This is a genomic window from Borreliella bissettiae DN127, from assembly GCF_000222305.1.
Classification (GTDB): Bacteria; Spirochaetota; Spirochaetia; order Borreliales; family Borreliaceae; genus Borreliella; species Borreliella carolinensis.
Genome location: NC_015921.1, coordinates 127,222 through 145,017, shown reverse-complemented (window position 1 = coordinate 145,017; position 17,796 = coordinate 127,222). Strand labels below are relative to the sequence as shown.

At 28.8% G+C, this 17,796-nt stretch carries 12 protein-coding genes; 9 read left to right on the top strand and 3 right to left on the bottom strand.

The annotated features are described in order from the left end of the window. Positions 1 to 28 precede the first annotated feature (28 nt). Positions 29 to 904: a glycine betaine ABC transporter substrate-binding protein gene (locus BBIDN127_RS00700; protein WP_014023400.1), complete on the top strand. Its 876-nt coding sequence runs from the start codon at positions 29 to 31 to the stop codon at positions 902 to 904. Here BBIDN127_RS00700 and yidD read toward each other — a convergent pair. Next, positions 893 to 1,183, bottom strand: coding sequence for a membrane protein insertion efficiency factor YidD (gene yidD, locus BBIDN127_RS07975; RefSeq protein WP_081462127.1), 291 nt, complete (start codon positions 1,181 to 1,183; stop codon positions 893 to 895). The two genes, BBIDN127_RS00700 and yidD, sit on opposite strands and share 12 nt — an antisense overlap. A 127-nt stretch (positions 1,184 to 1,310) precedes the next feature. Between yidD and BBIDN127_RS00690 the strand changes: the two genes are divergently transcribed. The 5 genes from BBIDN127_RS00690 to BBIDN127_RS00670 all read left to right on the top strand — a co-directional run bounded on the left by BBIDN127_RS00690 (position 1,311) and on the right by BBIDN127_RS00670 (position 9,347). Then, positions 1,311 to 2,546 (top strand): TolC family protein, encoded by a 1,236-nt coding sequence (locus BBIDN127_RS00690; RefSeq protein ID WP_044054925.1) that lies wholly within the window; start codon positions 1,311 to 1,313, stop codon positions 2,544 to 2,546. Between the two features lie 11 nt (positions 2,547 to 2,557). Next, the gene (locus BBIDN127_RS00685) at positions 2,558 to 3,505 is read left to right on the top strand and encodes an efflux RND transporter periplasmic adaptor subunit (protein WP_014023397.1); all 948 of its coding nucleotides are present in this window, start codon (positions 2,558 to 2,560) and stop codon (positions 3,503 to 3,505) included. Positions 3,506 to 3,523: 18 nt separating this feature from the next. Further along, positions 3,524 to 6,736, top strand: coding sequence for an efflux RND transporter permease subunit (locus tag BBIDN127_RS00680; RefSeq protein ID WP_044054924.1), 3,213 nt, complete (start codon positions 3,524 to 3,526; stop codon positions 6,734 to 6,736). Between the two features lies 1 nt (position 6,737). Continuing rightward, positions 6,738 to 7,046, top strand: coding sequence for a PG0541 family transporter-associated protein (locus BBIDN127_RS00675; RefSeq protein ID WP_014023395.1), 309 nt, complete (start codon positions 6,738 to 6,740; stop codon positions 7,044 to 7,046). A gap of 408 nt (positions 7,047 to 7,454) precedes the next feature. Further along, positions 7,455 to 9,347: an AMP-binding protein gene (locus BBIDN127_RS00670; RefSeq protein ID WP_014023394.1), complete on the top strand. Its 1,893-nt coding sequence runs from the start codon at positions 7,455 to 7,457 to the stop codon at positions 9,345 to 9,347. A 9-nt stretch (positions 9,348 to 9,356) separates the two neighbouring features. Here the strand turns inward: BBIDN127_RS00670 and BBIDN127_RS00665 are convergent, their stop codons facing one another. Further along, a complete protein-coding gene (locus BBIDN127_RS00665; RefSeq protein ID WP_014023393.1) occupies positions 9,357 to 11,246 on the bottom strand; it encodes a penicillin-binding protein in 1,890 nt (629 codons plus the stop codon). Between the two features lie 132 nt (positions 11,247 to 11,378). Here BBIDN127_RS00665 and hisS point away from each other — a divergent pair, with 132 nt between their 5' ends. Further along, positions 11,379 to 12,749: a histidine--tRNA ligase gene (hisS, locus tag BBIDN127_RS00660; protein ID WP_014023392.1), complete on the top strand. Its 1,371-nt coding sequence runs from the start codon at positions 11,379 to 11,381 to the stop codon at positions 12,747 to 12,749. A 45-nt stretch (positions 12,750 to 12,794) separates the two neighbouring features. Here the strand turns inward: hisS and BBIDN127_RS00655 are convergent, their stop codons facing one another. Then, positions 12,795 to 13,922, bottom strand: a complete 1,128-nt coding sequence (locus BBIDN127_RS00655) for a tetratricopeptide repeat protein (RefSeq protein WP_014023391.1) — start codon at positions 13,920 to 13,922, stop codon at positions 12,795 to 12,797. 186 nt (positions 13,923 to 14,108) lie between these two features. Between BBIDN127_RS00655 and BBIDN127_RS00650 the strand changes: the two genes are divergently transcribed. Both BBIDN127_RS00650 and greA read left to right on the top strand, forming a co-directional pair. Next, a complete protein-coding gene (locus tag BBIDN127_RS00650) occupies positions 14,109 to 15,053 on the top strand; it encodes a tetratricopeptide repeat protein (protein WP_044054923.1) in 945 nt (314 codons plus the stop codon). Positions 15,054 to 15,090: 37 nt separating this feature from the next. Then, the gene (gene greA, locus BBIDN127_RS00645; RefSeq protein ID WP_014023389.1) at positions 15,091 to 17,796 is read left to right on the top strand and encodes a transcription elongation factor GreA; all 2,706 of its coding nucleotides are present in this window, start codon (positions 15,091 to 15,093) and stop codon (positions 17,794 to 17,796) included.

The following is a 17,796-nucleotide window of genomic DNA, read 5'->3' as shown; positions in this document are numbered from 1 at the left end:
GGATTGCTTGATGAAATGGAGATTTTTTATGAATAAACTATTAATTATCTTTTGTATTTTTCTTACTTTTTTGTCTTGTGATGAAAAAAAGAGTTCAAAGAATTTGAAATCGGTAAAAATTGGATATGTGAATTGGGGCGGAGAAACAGCAGCTACAAATGTATTGAAGGTTGTTTTTGAAAAAATGGGTTATAATGCAGAAATATTTTCAGTTACTACATCTATAATGTATCAATACTTAGCATCTGGAAAGGTAGATGGCACGGTATCTTCCTGGGTCCCTACAGCCGATAAATTTTATTACGAAAAGCTGAAAACAAAATTTGTTGATCTTGGTGCAAATTATGAAGGAACCATTCAGGGTTTTGTAGTGCCAAGTTATGTGCCAATTTCTAGTATTAGTGAGCTTAAGGGTAAAGGTGCTAAGTTTAAAAACAAAATGATTGGCATAGATGCTGGTGCGGGAACTCAAATTGTTACAGAACAAACGCTTGATTATTATGGATTAAGTAAAGAATATGAGCTAGTTCCTTCAAGCGAGAGTGTTATGCTTGCAAGTTTAGATTCTTCAATAAAGAGAAACGAGTGGATTTTAGTTCCTTTGTGGAAGCCTCATTGGGCTTTTTCTAGGTATGATATTAAGTTTCTTGATGATCCTGATTTAATTATGGGGGGGGTTGAGAGCGTGCATACCCTTGTTAGGCTTGGTCTTGAAAATGATGATTTTGATGCATATTATGTTTTTGACCATTTTTATTGGAGTGATGATTTAATATTGCCTTTAATGGATAGAAATGATAAAGAGCCAGGCAAAGAGTATCGCAATGCAGTTGAATTTGTTGAAAAAAATAAAGAAGTTGTAAAGACGTGGGTTCCAGAAAAATATAAGACTTTATTTGATTAATCTTTTTTTAAATTCTTTTAAAGATTTTGGAATAGGTGTGTATTTAGGAATAAAATCGTTTCCCCCTTTAAATAATGCGTTACACCTTATTATTCTTAATGTCATTAATATTAAGGCCGTTAAAAAGTTGTATTTTTTAAGGCATTCAATTGAATATTTTGAGCAAGTGGGTTTGTATATGCATTGTAGTCCAAATATTTTAGATAAAGTATTTTGGTAAATTTTTATTAAAAAAATAAGAGTATAATTTAAGATAAATAAAATTTTGAAAATGTTCATACTTAGAATTGTATTATATTATAATAATTAATCAAATGAATTGAAAATATTAATTAAGTTCTATAACTTTAAAGTTTTGATTTTTATTATAAGGGGGTTTCAAATTAAAAAATTTTTTTTAATTTTTATGACCGTCTCTTTTTCTTTTGCTGAAATTATTCAAATATCACCCAAACAAGCTGTAAATATGGCCCTAGAAAATAGCTTGGACTCAGAAAATGCTCTGTATAAAGAAAATATAAAAAAACTTTATAAAAATAATGCGTGGAATGTTTTTGTTCCAAATGTTAACCTTAGCTCTACACTTAGTAGAAATTCTTCTGCTTTGGGTGAACTTGAGAGAGATTATTGGGGCCTTGGGTTTGGGGTTGGAATTAATCTTTCTTTGTCTCCTTCTGTTTTAAAGAGAATGCAGTTGGTTATGTTGGAGTATGAAAGCGCAAAAATAGAAAAAGAAAGCGCTGTTCGCAATATTAAGCTAAATGTTCTTAAGTCTTACAATCAATTGATAGCTTTAAAGGGTACTTTAAAAGTTTTTGAGAGTCAAATACAAAATAGCAAACTTAAATTTGAACAAGCTAGAATTGCTTATAATAATGGGCTAATATCAGAAATAGATTTTCTTGATGCGCAGCTTAAGTATAAAAAATCTCAACCAGATTTGGATGGTCAGATTATTAATTTTGAAAAATCAAAAGAAATTTTCAAATTATTAATAGGATTAGATCCGGATCAAGATTTTGAAATTATTGGAGAGTTGCCAGATGAGACAATAGATTTTTCTTTATTTAATGAAGAATTAAATTTTAATGAATCATTAGAGATTAAGGATTTGAATATACGATTAAAAATGACAGAACAGCTTATTGGTTCGTTTTGGCTGGATACTTATTTGCCAAGTCTTTCTTTGTCATTTTCTTATTCTCCTTATAAATCATTTCATGAAAATTCTAAAGGTTTTTCAACTGGATTTTTAGCATCTTTTAGTTTAAATTATGGGTTAACTGAAATGTTTCCATTTTCAAAGAGTTTTACAAAAATACAAGATAACAACTATCAGCTAAAAATACTACAAAACAATGTTGAAAGTAAAATTAGGAATTTAAAATCTAATATTGTTCAAAAAAGAAAGGATATTAGAAGATATAAAGCGATTCTTGATGCTTCTAAAATTAATGTAGAATTAGCGAATAAAAATTATCAAATGGCATTTAATGCTTTTAATTCCGGGGTCATGGATCTTTCTAAATTGAATGATATTGAGCTTGCTTATAAGCAGAGCGATTTGAAGTTCATTGAAGATAAATTAAATTATGCCAATTCTATACTTGAATATAAAAATTTAATAAATTCATTAGACTAAGAGGTATTTTGATGAATTTGATTTTTAATATTAATTTTTATTTAAAGAAGTATTTTTTAGTTTTATTCTTAGTCTTAGTTGCTTGTTCGGGTAAGAACAAGCTAGGCGACACCAATAAGGAGAAAGAAGATACTTATAGATTTCCAGTAATTGCTATGAAGGTTAAAAGGGGAATCTTGAGTGATTATTTGTCTTTAAATGGAGATGTAGATACAAAAGTTAAAGCAGGCATTTTTCCAGACGCTGTGGGCAAAATAACTTCTTTGGGAATAAAACTTGGAGTTTATGTTCAAAAGGGACAAATAGTTGCAACTCTTGATCCTTCAAGGCCCGGTTCTGTATATTTGAAAAGTCCTGTAAGAGCGCCAATCTCAGGATATATTTTAAATATTACAAAAAAAATTGGTGAAACAGTTAATCCTCAGTCCAACATAGCAGTGGTAGGAAGGATAGATACAAAGCAAATTTTAACTTATGTTTCTGAGAAATACATTTCAAATATTAAAGTTGGAAATGATGCTATTATTGAGGTTGGAGCTTATCCTAATGAAAAGTTTAAGGCCAGGGTTTCAGAAATATCTCCTATTTTAGATTCTAAAAGTCGAACTATCGAAGTATATCTTACGCCTATTGGTAGCAATTTAGATAAACTGATTATTGGTATGTTTTCTAAAATCAAACTTATTACTAAACGTTTTAGAAATGTAATTAAGATTCCAAGAGAGGCTGTTGTTGAGAGAGAGGGCAAGAAATTTGTATTTAAGCTTGATTTAGAGAGTAAAAGTGTTCAAATGTTACCCATTAAGACGCTTTTTGAAATAGATAACATTGTAGCTCTTTCGGGCGAGGTTGAAGAGGGTGATTTAATTGTAGTAGAAGGTATGTCTGCTCTTTCTAATGGAACTCTAATAAATTTGGTAGATACCAAAGAGGGTCTTTCAGCTGAAAGCAATATTTAATTTATTGGGGGATGTGTTATGTTGGTAAAGAGAATAGTTAGCAAGCCAATAACAATGTTGATTTTATTTTCATTGTTAATGATGATAAGTTTATATACTTTTTCAAGATTAAAAGTAGATCTTTTGCCAGGGATTGATATTCCCCAAATAAGTATTCATACTGTTTATCCTGGTGCTTCTCCTAGAGAAGTTGAAGAGAGTGTTTCTAGAGTTCTTGAGAGTGGCTTGAGTTCGGTAAAGAATTTGAAAAATATATATAGTATTTCTTCTAAAGAAAGTAGCACTGTTTCACTTGAATTTTATCATGGAACCGATTTAGATTTAGTTTTAAATGAAATTCGAGATGCTCTTGAATTGGTAAAGTCTTTACTGCCCAGTAAATCACAAACCCCTAGAATTTTTAGGTACAATCTTAAAAATATTCCTGTAATGGAAATTGTTATTAATTCTGTAAGGTCAGTTTCTGAGCTTAAAAGATATGCTGATGAGATCATCAAACCTGGGCTTGAAAGGCTTGATGGAGTTGCAGTTGTTACTGTTAATGGTGGGAGTAAAAAGCGCGTTTTAATTGAAGTTTCTCAAAACAGATTAGAGTCTTATGGGCTTTCTTTGTCAAGAATATCTTCAATTATAGCATCTCAAAATTTGGAACTTTCAGCCGGTAATATATTGGAAAACAACTTAGAATATTTGATTGAAGTTTCTGGAAAATTTAAATCAATTGAAGAGATAGGCAATGTGGTCATAGCTTATAAGATGCCTGACATTTCTTCTGGCATAAATTCATCTCCTATTGAAATAAAACTCAAAGATATTGCTAATATTAAAACCGATTTTGAAGATTTGTCAGAATATGTTGAGTATAATGGATTGCCTTCAATTTCTTTGTCGGTTCAAAAACGTAGTGATGCCAATTCTATTGCTGTTTCTAATGTTGTTATGGGTGAAATAGAAAAATTGAAATTATCTATGCCTAAAGATATGAGATTAGAGATTGCTTCTGATAGTACTAATTTTATTAAAGCGTCCATTTCAACGGTTGTAAATTCAGCCTATTTTGGGGCCATGCTTGCAATATTTGTTATTTTCTTCTTTTTAAGAAGTTTCAGGGCCACAATAATTATTGGAATTTCTATTCCAATAGCAATTGTTTTGACCTTTTGTTTAATGTATTTTGTAAATATTTCCCTTAATATTATGAGTCTTGCAGGCCTTGCGCTTGGGATTGGGATGGTTGTTGACTGTTCAATTGTTGTAATAGACAACATATACAAATATAGGCAAAAAGGAGCAAAGCTTATTTCATCTTCCATTCTTGGAGCCCAAGAGATGATGCTGCCTATTACATCTTCAACTTTTACTTCTATTTGTGTTTTTGGGCCATTTCTTATTTTCAAATCAGAACTTGGAGTATATGGAGATTTTTTTAAAGACTTTTCATTTACGATTGTTATTTCCTTGGGGGTTTCTCTTTTAGTTGCGATTTTTTTGGTTCCTGTTTTAGCAAGCCATTATGTCGGTTTGTACACAAGTTTTCAAAAAAATATTAAGAATGCTTTTATTAGGGAAATCGATGCTTTTTTTGCTAGTATTTATTATTTTTTAGAATTTTTGTATATCAATTTATTAAATATAGTTTTAAATCACAAATTGATTTTTGGGGTAATTGTTTTTTTTAGTTTTATTGGTAGTTTGCTTTTAGGATTATTGCTAGATGTGACAACTTTTGCTAGAGGCAAAGAGAACTCAATTGCTATTAATTTAAATTTTCCCCATAAAACTAATTTGGAATATGCAAAATTTTATTCTAATAGATTTTTAGAAATTGTAAAAAGTGAGGCTAAGGGATATAAAAGCATTATTGCTACTTTACATGCTGATAGAATAACTTTCAATGTATTGTTTCCTCTTAAGGAAGAATCAAGAGAGGAGTTAACCCAAAGCATAGATTACGATGCTATTAAATATAAAATTATGAATCGTATTGGGAATCTTTATCCCGAATTTAATATTGAGCCTTCCAGTGGTGGTGCTCTGGGCGGTGGAGATTCGATTAAAATTAAAATTTCGGCCAATGATTTCGAATATATAAAAGATTATGGAAAAATTTTAGTTTCCATGTTAAAAAAGGAAATTCCTGAACTTGTAAATCCAAGACTTAGTATAAGTGATTTTCAACTCCAAATTGGCGTTGAGATAGACAGAGCTTTAGCTTATAATTATGGCATTGATATGAATACCATTTTAAATGAGTTAAAGGCCAATATTAATGGTGTTGTTGCTGGGCAATATGTAGAGAATGGACTTAATTATGATATTGTTCTTAAGCTTGATAGAATGGATGTTAAAAATTTAAAAGATTTAGAAAAAATATTTATTACAAATTCATCTGGGGTTAAAATTCCTTTTTCATCAATAGCCACCTTTGAAAAAACCAATAAAGCCGAATCTATTTACAGAGAAAATCAAGCTTTAACTGTTTATCTTAATGCAGGTATTTCTCCAGATGATAATTTAACCCAAGTAACTGCAAAGGTTGTAGATTTTATTAATAATAAGGTGCCTCATAAAGAAGGCATAGTGCTTAAGGTTGAGGGGGAATATAATGAATTTTCAAATATTATGAATCAGTTTAAAATAATCATTATGATGGCTATTATTGTTGTGTTTGGCATTATGGCTTCTCAATTTGAATCTTTTTTAAAACCTTTTATTATTATTTTTACAATTCCTTTAACAGCAATAGGGGTTGTGCTTATACATTTTCTTGCAGGAGAAAAACTTTCTATTTTTGCTGCAATTGGTATGCTTATGCTTGTTGGTGTTGTGGTAAATACGGGAATTGTTCTTGTAGACTATACTGGTTTATTGATCAAGAGGGGATTTGGCCTAAGAGAAGCAATTATTGAATCTTGTCGTTCAAGGCTTAGACCAGTTTTAATGTCTTCTTTGACCTCAATAATAGGGCTTATTCCAATGGCATTTTCTAGCGGAAGTGGAAATGAGCTCTTAAAGCCAATTGCATTTACTTTTATTGGCGGAATGACAGCCAGCACATTTCTTACTTTGTTTTTTATTCCCATGCTTTTTGAAATTTTTTCCAACATTGTTTCAAGTTTTAAATCTAAGTTAAAAAGAGTGACGTCCAATGTAGATGTTGAAAAATCATTCAAAATTGATAATTCAGCTAAAAGTAGTTATGATAATTTATTTGAAGAAGATGGAGAATGATATGACTAAATTTTATAGATATAGGATTGAAATAGTTTCTAATTTATCTTTAGAGCTTGATGTTTTTGAATGTATAGAAAAAATAGAGCAAGAGTTGGGAGAACCTATATATTATTCTAAGATAGAAAATGTTTATGGAAAAGGCAAGAAGGGAGAAAAGCATGGTAATGGCGTTTGGCCTGAAGAAAATTTTATTTTGATTATTTATACATCCAATCAATCAATTGTTGATCGATTAAAGGATATTGTAGATGATTTGAATCTTTCTTATCCCACGGAAGGGATTAATTTTTTTGTTTTGAAAAATTAATTCTTAAGGTTAAAATTTTATTTGCTGTTTTGGGTAATAAAGAAGTAGTTAATGATTTTTTGAGGTTTTTAATACAGGCGACTAAATTCATGTTGATAGGTTTGTGGACATTTTATTTCAAATGGATAAATATTATTTTAAAGATTTTGAAAATTATATTTTTTGTATTTATGAAGAAAAAAATAAGGAAATTTCTTAGAAAGAGTGTCAGATTGTTTTAATTTTAGATTTTTAATTATTTTTTTATTAAATAATTTTTTTTAAAAATTTGTTTTGATTTTTTAGGTTTTTATTTTCATTGGCTTTCTGTATGCTTTTTACAGGATAAGTCTTTATAAATAATCTTTATGAATTTATGGTTAATAATGATATAATAAACCATGTTAACTTTGTTAAAAGGAGGATTATATGTCAATAGCAAAGGCATTCTTTGAAGTGGCTGATCAGCAAAAAGATAAAATTGCTCAAATATATAAAGTTAGCAATGGATATGTCCATGTTACTTATGGCGACTTAAAAAACAATGTTTTAAAGCTTGCTTCCTTTTTAAAGTCAATCAATGTTAAGCATCAAGATAAAATATTTATTTGCTCTGAGAATAGAGCCGAGTGGACCGTGATAGATTTTGCAATTTTATCTTTAGGTGTCGTTGATATTCCAAAGGGTTCTGATGTTACTCTTTTTGAAGCTGAAATTATTTTTAACTCCGTTCTTCCAAGTGTAGTTATTTTAGAAAATTTAAATCTTCTTGACATGTTTGTTCAAATTAAATTTACAGCAAAGCCAATATTTATTATTATTGAAAATTTAAGCCAAGAAGATAGGTTGAAATATAATGATTTTGAGATTTATACTTATAACGATTGTATTTTATTGGGAGACAACTTAAGAAAAAATTCAGAAATTATTGAGATTGCAAATAAAGTTGATTCTAATGATATGGCAACAATAATATATACTTCTGGAACAACAGGCCATCCAAAAGGGGTAATGCTCAGCCATGCCAATCTTCTTTATCAGGTTTCTAGTTTTAGTTTAATGGTTGATACGCAAGTGGGACAAATATTTATGTGCATTTTGCCAATTTGGCATTCCTTTCAAAGGTCTTTCTCTTACAATATTTTCCTCAAGGGTATGGTTTGTTTGTTTTCTACCATTGTTCCAAGGGCAATGCTTGATGATATTAAAAATATTAATCCCCATTATATTGCAGCTGTTCCTAGGCTTTGGATTGCAATAAGACAAAATATTTACAAAGAAGTTTCTAAAAAACCGTTTATTTCTAGAATGATTTTTCATTTTTTTGTAAAATCGGCATTTCTTAGTGATATTTGCTATAGGGTGGTAATGGGGCTTTATCCGGACAACGGGTTTAGTTTATTTTTCCCTATAAAGAAAATTTTGGGAATACTTGGATTAATCTGTTTATTCCCTTTTAAAGCTTTGGGAAATATTTTAATTTTTAATAAGATAAATAAAATCTTAGGCAATAATTTTGTTGTTGGGATTACTGGTGGCGGGAGTATGCCGTTGTCTGCTGCTAGATTTTTTAATTCAATTGGCATTGAGCTTGCTAATGCTTATGGATTGACAGAAACTTCACCCGGAGTGGCTTCTAATAAGCATAAAAAAGTGATTATTGGGACTTGTGGTAAAATTTTGCCTGGAACTGTTGCTGAGATTAGAGACGCCGATGGGAATAAACTTAAAAAGCCCGGAAAGGGAATTTTGTTTGTAAAAGGGCCTCAAGTAATGCTTGGATATTACAAGGATAAAGAAGCAACTTGTAGGATTATTGGTCCTGATGGGTTTTTAAACACAGGCGATATTGCAAAATTATCTAAGGATAATGTTGTTCAAATTATTGGTCGAGAAAAAGATACAATTGTTTTGAATAATGGAGAGAATGTTGAGCCTGCTCCAATTGAGATTAAGCTTGAAGAATCAGCATTAATAGAAAAAGCGGTTGTTGTGGGTCAAGATCAAAAATTCTTAGGCGCTCTTATTCTTCCAAATTTTGAAGAAATAAATAAATATTTAGAAAGTGTTGGGCAAAAAATTTTTGATGCTAATAATAGACGTCAAATTATTGCAAATAATATTGTTCTTAAGGCCATAAATGATGAAATAAAAAAATTAATCAATAAAACTAATGGATTTAAGCCTTTTGAGCAGATATTAAAGTTTACTCTTTTAGAAAAACCATTTGAAGTTGGCAAAGAAATGTCGATTAAAATGGACATTAAGCGAAGCTATATTTTAAATTTTTATAAGAATGAAATTAAAAATTTATTTATTTAATTAACCCAATTATTTTAAATACAGTTCAAGCTCTGCTATATCTTCTAATTTTGTATTGGGGGATATACTTTGCTTGTAAACAAATCCCTCCCCATTTATTTTTATTTTCATAGTATTTTCATAGTATTTTAGTATGTCTATTGCCTCTCTTTTGGAAAGGTTGATAAAATTTGGCAAGTATGTTTTATTTGTATAATTAGTTGCAGTTTTAGGAATTTTGATTTTTGATGGCATTTTAATTTTTTTATATGCTGTTGTATTTTGTTGGTGTTCAATAAATTCTATTATTTCTTTTGCCATTGGAGCTGCTATTCTTGTTCCGTATATTATTTTTTTTGGGTATCTGTATACAATATAAATAATATATTTTGGTTGTTCTGTGGGGTATATTGCCAATATAGAGGAAGTATAGTCTTCTTCTGAGTATTTGCCTGTTTTTCTATCAATAGCCTGAGATGTTCCGCTTTTTGCAGAAATGTCAAGATTTTTAATTTTAAGATTTGGAATTCCGCCTTTATTTACAACCTCTCTCATCATTTTTAAAACTTTTTGTGCTGAACTTTTGGATATTACTCTTCTTATTTCTTCTTTATCAAATTCTTTAATATTTTCTCCTTTATCGTTGTTTATTTTTTTTATTATTCTAGGTTTTAACATTATTCCATTATTGCCTAGTATGCTTGCGGCTTGTAATATTTGAACCGCTGACACCCCTATTTCTTGTCCAAATCCAATTGTAGCTTTGCTTCGTCCTGACCATTTTGAATAATGATTTAAAAGTCCTTTTGTTTCTCCGGGGAATGGAAATCCAACTTTTTCTCCAAATCCAAAATCTAAAAGTTTTTTGTAAAAGTATTCATTGCTAACTTTTTCAGTAATGTAAGCTATTCCAACATTTGATGAATAAATTAAAATCCCTGTAGAGTCGATATATTTATAGGGAGGATTTAATGTTTTGATTGTAATTTTTTCTCCCGATGGGAATTGTTTTTGATATATTCCATTGTCTAAAAATTTTTCTTCTAAACTTAATTTTCCACTTTCTAATATTATAGCAACTGTAAAAATTTTATTAATGCTCCCTGGCTCATAGGTTAGAGATGAAGAAAGGTTTTTTCGTATTTCTTCAGGATATTCAGAGTAAAAGTTTGCATCATATTGAGGAAATTGAACCATGGACAATATTTCTCCATTTTGGGAATTCATTACCAAAGTAATTAAACTTTCAGGATTATTTTCTTTAAAGTATTTTTTAGCTATTTTGCTAACACCTTGTTGTATATCCATGTCTATTGTTAAGTATATGTTGTTTGTTTCTAGCTCTTGATTTAAAAATTGTTGTTTGGTTTTATCTTTTCCTAATATGCTATTTAGAGAAAATTCAATACCCTCAAGGCCAAGATTATCTGTTCCTACAAAACCAGTAATGTTACTTGTGGCATGCCTAAAGGGATAAATTCTTGTATAATCAGGGTATAAAGCAATATTGGAAAGTCTACCTTCAGCTTGGATTCTTTTTATTAAATCTGATTCTTCTCTTTTTATTTTTCTTTTTATATATAAAAACCCTTTGTTGGAAGAAAGCTTTTCTTTTAAAATTCTTGAGTCAATTTGGAGTATTGCGCCAAGAGTTTCAGATGTGCTTACAATATTTTCTATTTTTTGAGGATTTGTTCCGATTGAGTAGGACTTTGAAGAGAATGCTATTGGTTTGCCATTTCTATCATAAATTGCCCCTCTTTTGGCAATATCATTTGACTTTAAAGGTATTATGTTGTCTGGGCTGTTATTGAAAGCCATTAGTGTGAAATATTTGTAAATAGTTAGCAAAGTTATGCCAAAGAAGATTGTTAATATTGTTTTTATTCGATACTTGTTGTTAAGTATTCTTTTGGTCATGAATTTTGGACCTCTTAAATTATTTTATGACTATATGAAATAAAAAATTATTCATTTTTTTTTGTATCTATATTATTATATGTTATTATATTCTGAAAAAGTAAATTACTATATAGCAGAGGGTATAATATAATGGATATTAAAACTTTAAAAGGCTTTAAAGATTATTTACCGAAAGATTCTTTGATTCGAATTCATATTGTTAGGCAGATATTTAGTGTTCTTAATTCTTATAATTTTGACTTAATAGATACTCCAGTTCTTGAATATTCAGATTTGCTTTTGAAAAAGGGTGGGGAGGAAACCGAAAAGCAAATTTATAGGTTTAAAGACAATGGAGGCAGAGATGTTTCCATGCGATTTGATTTAACCGTGCCTTTTGCCAGATTTGTTGCTACAAATATTTCTGCTTTAAAATTTCCTTTTAGACGCTCTCAATTTGGAAAAGTTTTCAGAGGAGAGAATTCTCAGAAAGGTAGATACAGAGAGTTTATGCAATTCGATTTTGATATAGTCGGAGAAGATAGTTTTAGGGGTGATGCTGAGATTCTTTCTGTTGTATATTATGGACTTGAAGAGATTTTTTTGAATTTTATCGAAGGCATTAATAAAAAATTTATTATTCATTATTCTCATCTTGGTATATTGAATTCTTTTTTTGAAAAATTAGGACTTAAAGAAAAATCTATTTTTATTTTAAGAAATATTGACAAAATAGACAAAATAGGAATTGACAAGGTTAAAGAAGCGCTGCTTCTTGAGATTGAAAAAGAAGCAGTAGATTCAATCTTAAGTTTAGTGAGCTTGCAAGGTACTTTTAAAGATAAAATACAAGCTTTAAAAAGTATTTTAGGCGATAATGAGTCTGTCAAGAGAGTAGAAGATGTTTTTCGGCATCTTAGTTTGTTAAAAATTCAAGATTCTTTTAACTTAAATCTTAAAATATCGCGTGGGCTTGATTATTATACAGGGATTGTTTTTGAATCTGAGGTGTTTGGCAGCAATATGGGCAGTGTTTGTAGTGGGGGAAGGTATGACAATTTAGTTTCTTCGTTCTCAAACTCTATTCAAAAAATTTCAGGAGTTGGCGGATCTTTTGGTGTTGACAGAATAAAGGATATAATTGATCTTGAAAAGTTTAGTTATATTAAAATATTTGTCACTAAGGCTAGATCTAAAGTTTTGATTGTAAATTTAGACAGTGCTTTGCAAAATTATTATTATGAACTTGCTACTAGGTTTAGAAATCATGATTATTCTAAGGTTAAAAATATTTCTTGTGAAGTCTATTTTAAAAATAAAAATGGTAAAAATATTAAAGAGCAAATAGAATATGCTTTAAGCAAAGAAATAAGATTTTTAATTTTTGTTGGTCAAGAAGAATATAAAGAAAATAAAATGAAAGTAAGAGATTTAACAAAAAAAGAAGAATTGTTGCTTTCTTTTGAAGAATCAATAAATCTTATCAAATGTAATGAAAAGTTACTGTGTACCCCTTTTTAATATTAAATGTTAATTTTTTTTAAAATTTTAGCAAAGATATTAGGATCAATTTGCATTTTTATCTATTTTTCTAATTGTTATTGCATTTAAGGTAAGTTTGTTCTTTTTATATTCTATTTGTCCAAGTATTTCAACATTATCTTTAAAATCAATATCAATATCAAAAGTTGTTTTTGTTGGGATAATTCCTGAGAGTACATTTTTGTTGTATCCTACGTAAAAGTCAAATTGAATTATGTTATCTTTTTTTTCAATATTATTTACTACTCCTTCCCATTTTACATATACGTTTGAATATATTGATGGATCTTTTTTAATATCTTTTAGGTTTAGATGTTCATTAAAGCTAATGAAATCTGGTCTTGAAATAAAACTTGCAAGATTTTTGGCTTTTAGTTTTATTGATTCTGATGCATTTGAATTTAATATTTTATTTATTTCTACTCTTGCAAAATTATCTTTTCCCTTTTTTAAATAAATTTTGATTTTTTCGAAAGAATTTTTAATTTCGTCGCTGGTTAGTATTAATATGAATTGGCCTTCTTCATTTTTTATTTTTTCTTTGTTATTTATTTTAATGTCATCAATGTAAGCAGCAATATTGTTTAAATTTTTGTTTATTTCTGCTTTTAGATTTGCGGATGTTGGTGTTTTTTGTTCATAAAAAATAAAATAGATTGCTAACATTGAAATAAATACAATTCCCCCTATGATAATTATTATGATTAACTTTGTTGAATTTTTATCGGGTATTGCTTTAATTGTTGGGAATAATTTTTCATATAGGTTGTTATTTTTAAAAAAGGCAGAGCCTTTAATGGGATTTTTTCGAATAATTTCAAGAGACAGCTCTGATCTATCTACTTCTTGATTTTCTTCTATCATTTTAAGCCATATCTGAATAGCTTTTTCTTCTTTGCCTTGACTTACTAAAAGTATAGCAATAGCTTGTTTTATATTTGGTTCGCTTGGATTTAGGGTGTAAGCTTTTTTAAGATATGTTTGAGCATTGCCAAGGTTTCCAATGCGAAGATAAGACATTCCTAAGACATAGTGATACAAATAGTAATTTTTGAATAAAAAAATTTCTTTTTCTAGGAGTTTTATTGCCTGTGAATATTTTTTTGAATTATAGTAATAAATAGACTTATTGATAATTTTATTAGGTTCCATATATCTACTAGAATTTGACCCCACAATTTTCTTTTTAATATTATAATATAAGATTTTATTTTAAAAGAATAATAAATGAAATATTGTTATTTTGCCCTAATTTCTTGTTTGACTAAAAATTGATAAATGATATAATTAAATGAAGTGTAACGGGGGTTTGTATATATTGTTTAAAATGGTGGGGATGTGTCATCAGAAAGAATCGTTGAATTGATCAAAGAGATTTATTTAGATTTTAGAAAAGGCAATTTCAAAGAAGCTTTAATAAAATCCGAAGAGGCTCATTCTCTTGATTTTGATAATATTGAAATTCTAACAGCTTTGAAAAGTTCTGTGTATTGGAATGGTCAGGTTGAAAGCCTTGATAGAATAGGGCAAGATTATGAAAAGGCAGAATTTTTAATACGAGAGTGGAATAATTTTGCAGGACGATATTTGAAAAAGATGGGTTGTAATTTTTTGCAAGGTCGCAATTCTATAAAATATTTTGTGTTTCAGACCTGTCTTTATATATATAAAAATATATACAAAATGCATCCAGAAAATTTGGACCTTTTAATAAAAATTGCTAAGTCTTATAAAGGCATGGGAAATTATGAGAGAGCAATTAATGTTTTTTTGCAAATATTAGGGGATTTTAAAGATAACTCAGATGTTGTTGCAGAGCTTGCTGATTCTTATGCGTTGGTTGATGAAATTAAAGAGGCTAAAGTCTTATTCAGAGAGGCTTTTTTTATTAATCCTCAAAAGATAGATATATATTCTCTTGAGTCTGATATGATTTTAAGATTAATAGATCTTATTAAGTCTGACAGAAATATTTCAGATGATCTTATAAAAGAATGGATTCCTGTTTATGGCTCTCTTAATGGTGTTTTTAATATCAAAAGAGAGTTAAGGCCTATAGAGCTTGGACAGCTAAAGCAGTCTGTTTACAGTTTGCGCAATGAACTTAAAGAAAAGTCTTATAGATCAATAAATGAAAGCATATTGCTTCCAAGGCTTATTAATAAATATTTTTGGCTTATTGATCATTATGTAAGGATAAAAGAAGATAGGGCACGTATTGATGAGATTTTGTTATACATAAAAGAAATAGACCTAGGTATTTATCAACAGTATGTAAATTAGTTGCTTGATGCTAAAAAATCGATATTAGGAGAGTTTGATGTCTAATATTACTACCATAGAGAAATTAGATAGTATTTTACAAGAAGATAAGTGGACAAGAATAGTTGTTAATAATTATTCTCTTGCCAAAATAAAAGAATTAGATGATTTAATAGACAATATAATTGATGAAGGCTTAACGGAAGATGTGCTTGATATTTGTGGCAGGCATTTAAAGGATGTTAAAAAAAGCATAGCAGGTCTTTATATTTCTGGAATGCTTATATATAGTAGGCGACCTTTAAATGATATGAACTTGCTTGCCGTTATTGATTTGTTTTCTCAAAATTTAAAATGGGCTCTTGTTGAGCATATATGCAATGAAATGCTTTTAATTTCTGAGAATAAGCACGCTCTTTATACTCTTGCAAAAATATATGCTCAGAACAATGAAAATGACAAGCTTCCAAGTATTTGGACTAGAATTGTTGAAGCAGATATTGATGACACTGTGTTTGTTAGACAGCTTGCTACTTATTATGAAACTATTGATTTGCAAAAATCAATTTTTTATTTTAGAAAAGCTATTTATCGTTTTATTGATAAAAAACAAATGTCAGGAATCAGAGAAGTATGGGCCAGGCTTATTCATTATGTTTCGGACGACTTTGATTCTTTTTTGCTTATTTTACAAAAAATTGAAAAAGATCTTGGGTTTAAAAAGGCTATAGTTCTTTATGAAGATTTATTTGATCATTATTCTTTGACTGATAATGTTGATGAGACAATAGAAATTTTAAAAGGTATTTTAAAGCTTGATAACAAAAATCATAAGGCAAGAGAAAATTTAGTTAAATTTTTAAGAGAAAGATATAAAGATGTTAAAAATATTGAGGATTATCTTATAAAGTCTGATATTGAAAACTTAGATAAAAATTTTGTTGATGTATATTTAGACTTTGAAAAATATTTGTTTTTTGCAAAGGGCAATTTTGTTTATCATCAGACTTGGTCTGTTGGAATAGTAAGGGATGTAAATGATAACGGCATTACGGTTGATTTTGTTTCTAAAAGAGGTCATTTTATTGGGTTTGATATGGCGATGTCGGCTTTGTCTCCTCTTAGCAGAGAAGATATTAGGGTATTAAAGGCTGTAACGCCTAAAGAGGAGCTTGCAGATAGAGTAAAAAAAGATATTGAGTGGGCTATAAAGGTTATTATAAAAAGCTATAAAGCTATTGATTTAAAGGGAATAAAAAAAGAGTTGGTTCCAAGCTTGATGACTCAAAGTTCGTGGAATTCATGGAGCTTGAGGGCAAAGCAAATTTTAAAGGATAATCCCCATTTTGTTATGGACTCTAGCAAGCTTGATTGTTATATATATAATGAGAGATCTTCCAATTTGAATGAAAAAATGTATGATAAATTCAAGATTGAGAAAGATTTTTATAAAAGATACGAGATATTTATAAACTATTGTAATGTTAAAGGAATTGTTAAGGATTTGCATATTGAAGAAGAGATGCTTAATTATTTTTTAATTTATGTTAACAATTTTACAAAGGTTGATCATCATGTTATAAGTTCTTACGTTATTCTTAAATCTTTAGGGAATTTTTCTGAAGAATTATCATCAAAAGTTAATATAGAAAAAAATGTTAATTTAGAGTCTCTTTTAAAGGAGTATTCAAAAGGAATAGTGGATCTTTTTGATTCAATTTTGAATGCAGAAATAAAAAAAGAATTGGTTGTTTTAATTAAAAAAGAACTTAGCAATTGGATTTTATATTACAAAGAACTTTTTCCTCATTCTGTTAATAAGAGATTGGTTGAATCACTTTACAAAGAAGATCCCAGAGAAGTGGAAAAATTATTTAATTATGTTATAAAAAATTATAAGATTTATAAAGATGCTTATATTTGGATTTTGAAGCACTATAAAACTTATTCTATAGAACTTAGTTATTCAGATTCAGATCTTTTATCTAATTTGATTAAAATTTTAACAGATAGTGTTATCAAAATTAATAATAAAAATAATTCTGTTGCAAGTAAAAGAATTTATAAAATGGTAATTAATCTTTTAGTTAAAGATGGATATCTTAAATCGGTTTTAGAAGTTGCAAGAGATGAGGAACTTGCAAAAAGAGTTTATATGACTTGTTTTTATGTAAAAGATTTCCCCCCAAAGGATCTTTTAGAGATTAAATCTATAATAAGGCAATTGTTTGATTCGGTTGAGTTTGAAGATGAAAAGATGCAGCTTGCAGGCGAGAAAATGGAGATTGGATTTTTAACCATATTAAGTTCTTTGAACAAAAAGCAAAAGGAGCTTAAACATTTAAAGGAAGTTGAAATTCCAGAAAATTCAAAAGAAATTGGAAAAGCTCGTGAACTTGGCGATTTAAAAGAAAATGCTGAATATCATTCTGCTAAGGAAAAACAACAGTTTTTGACAAAAAGATTAAACTCCTTAATGTTGGAAATAGAGAATGCAAAAGTTATAGATACTAAGGATCTTCAAAGTTCTGTTGTTGGTTTTGGGACTAAGGTTATCATTTTAAATGAAGCTACAGGTAAAGATGAATCTTATTTAATACTTGGACCTTGGGAATCAAACCCCGATAAAGGCATTATTTCATATAAATCGCCTTTTGGAGAAAATTTACTTGATTCTAAAGAGGGTGATAGTCTTAGTTTTGTTATAAATAATACTGATTTTAGATATTTTGTAAAGAAAATAGAACCCATAAAATTTAGCTAG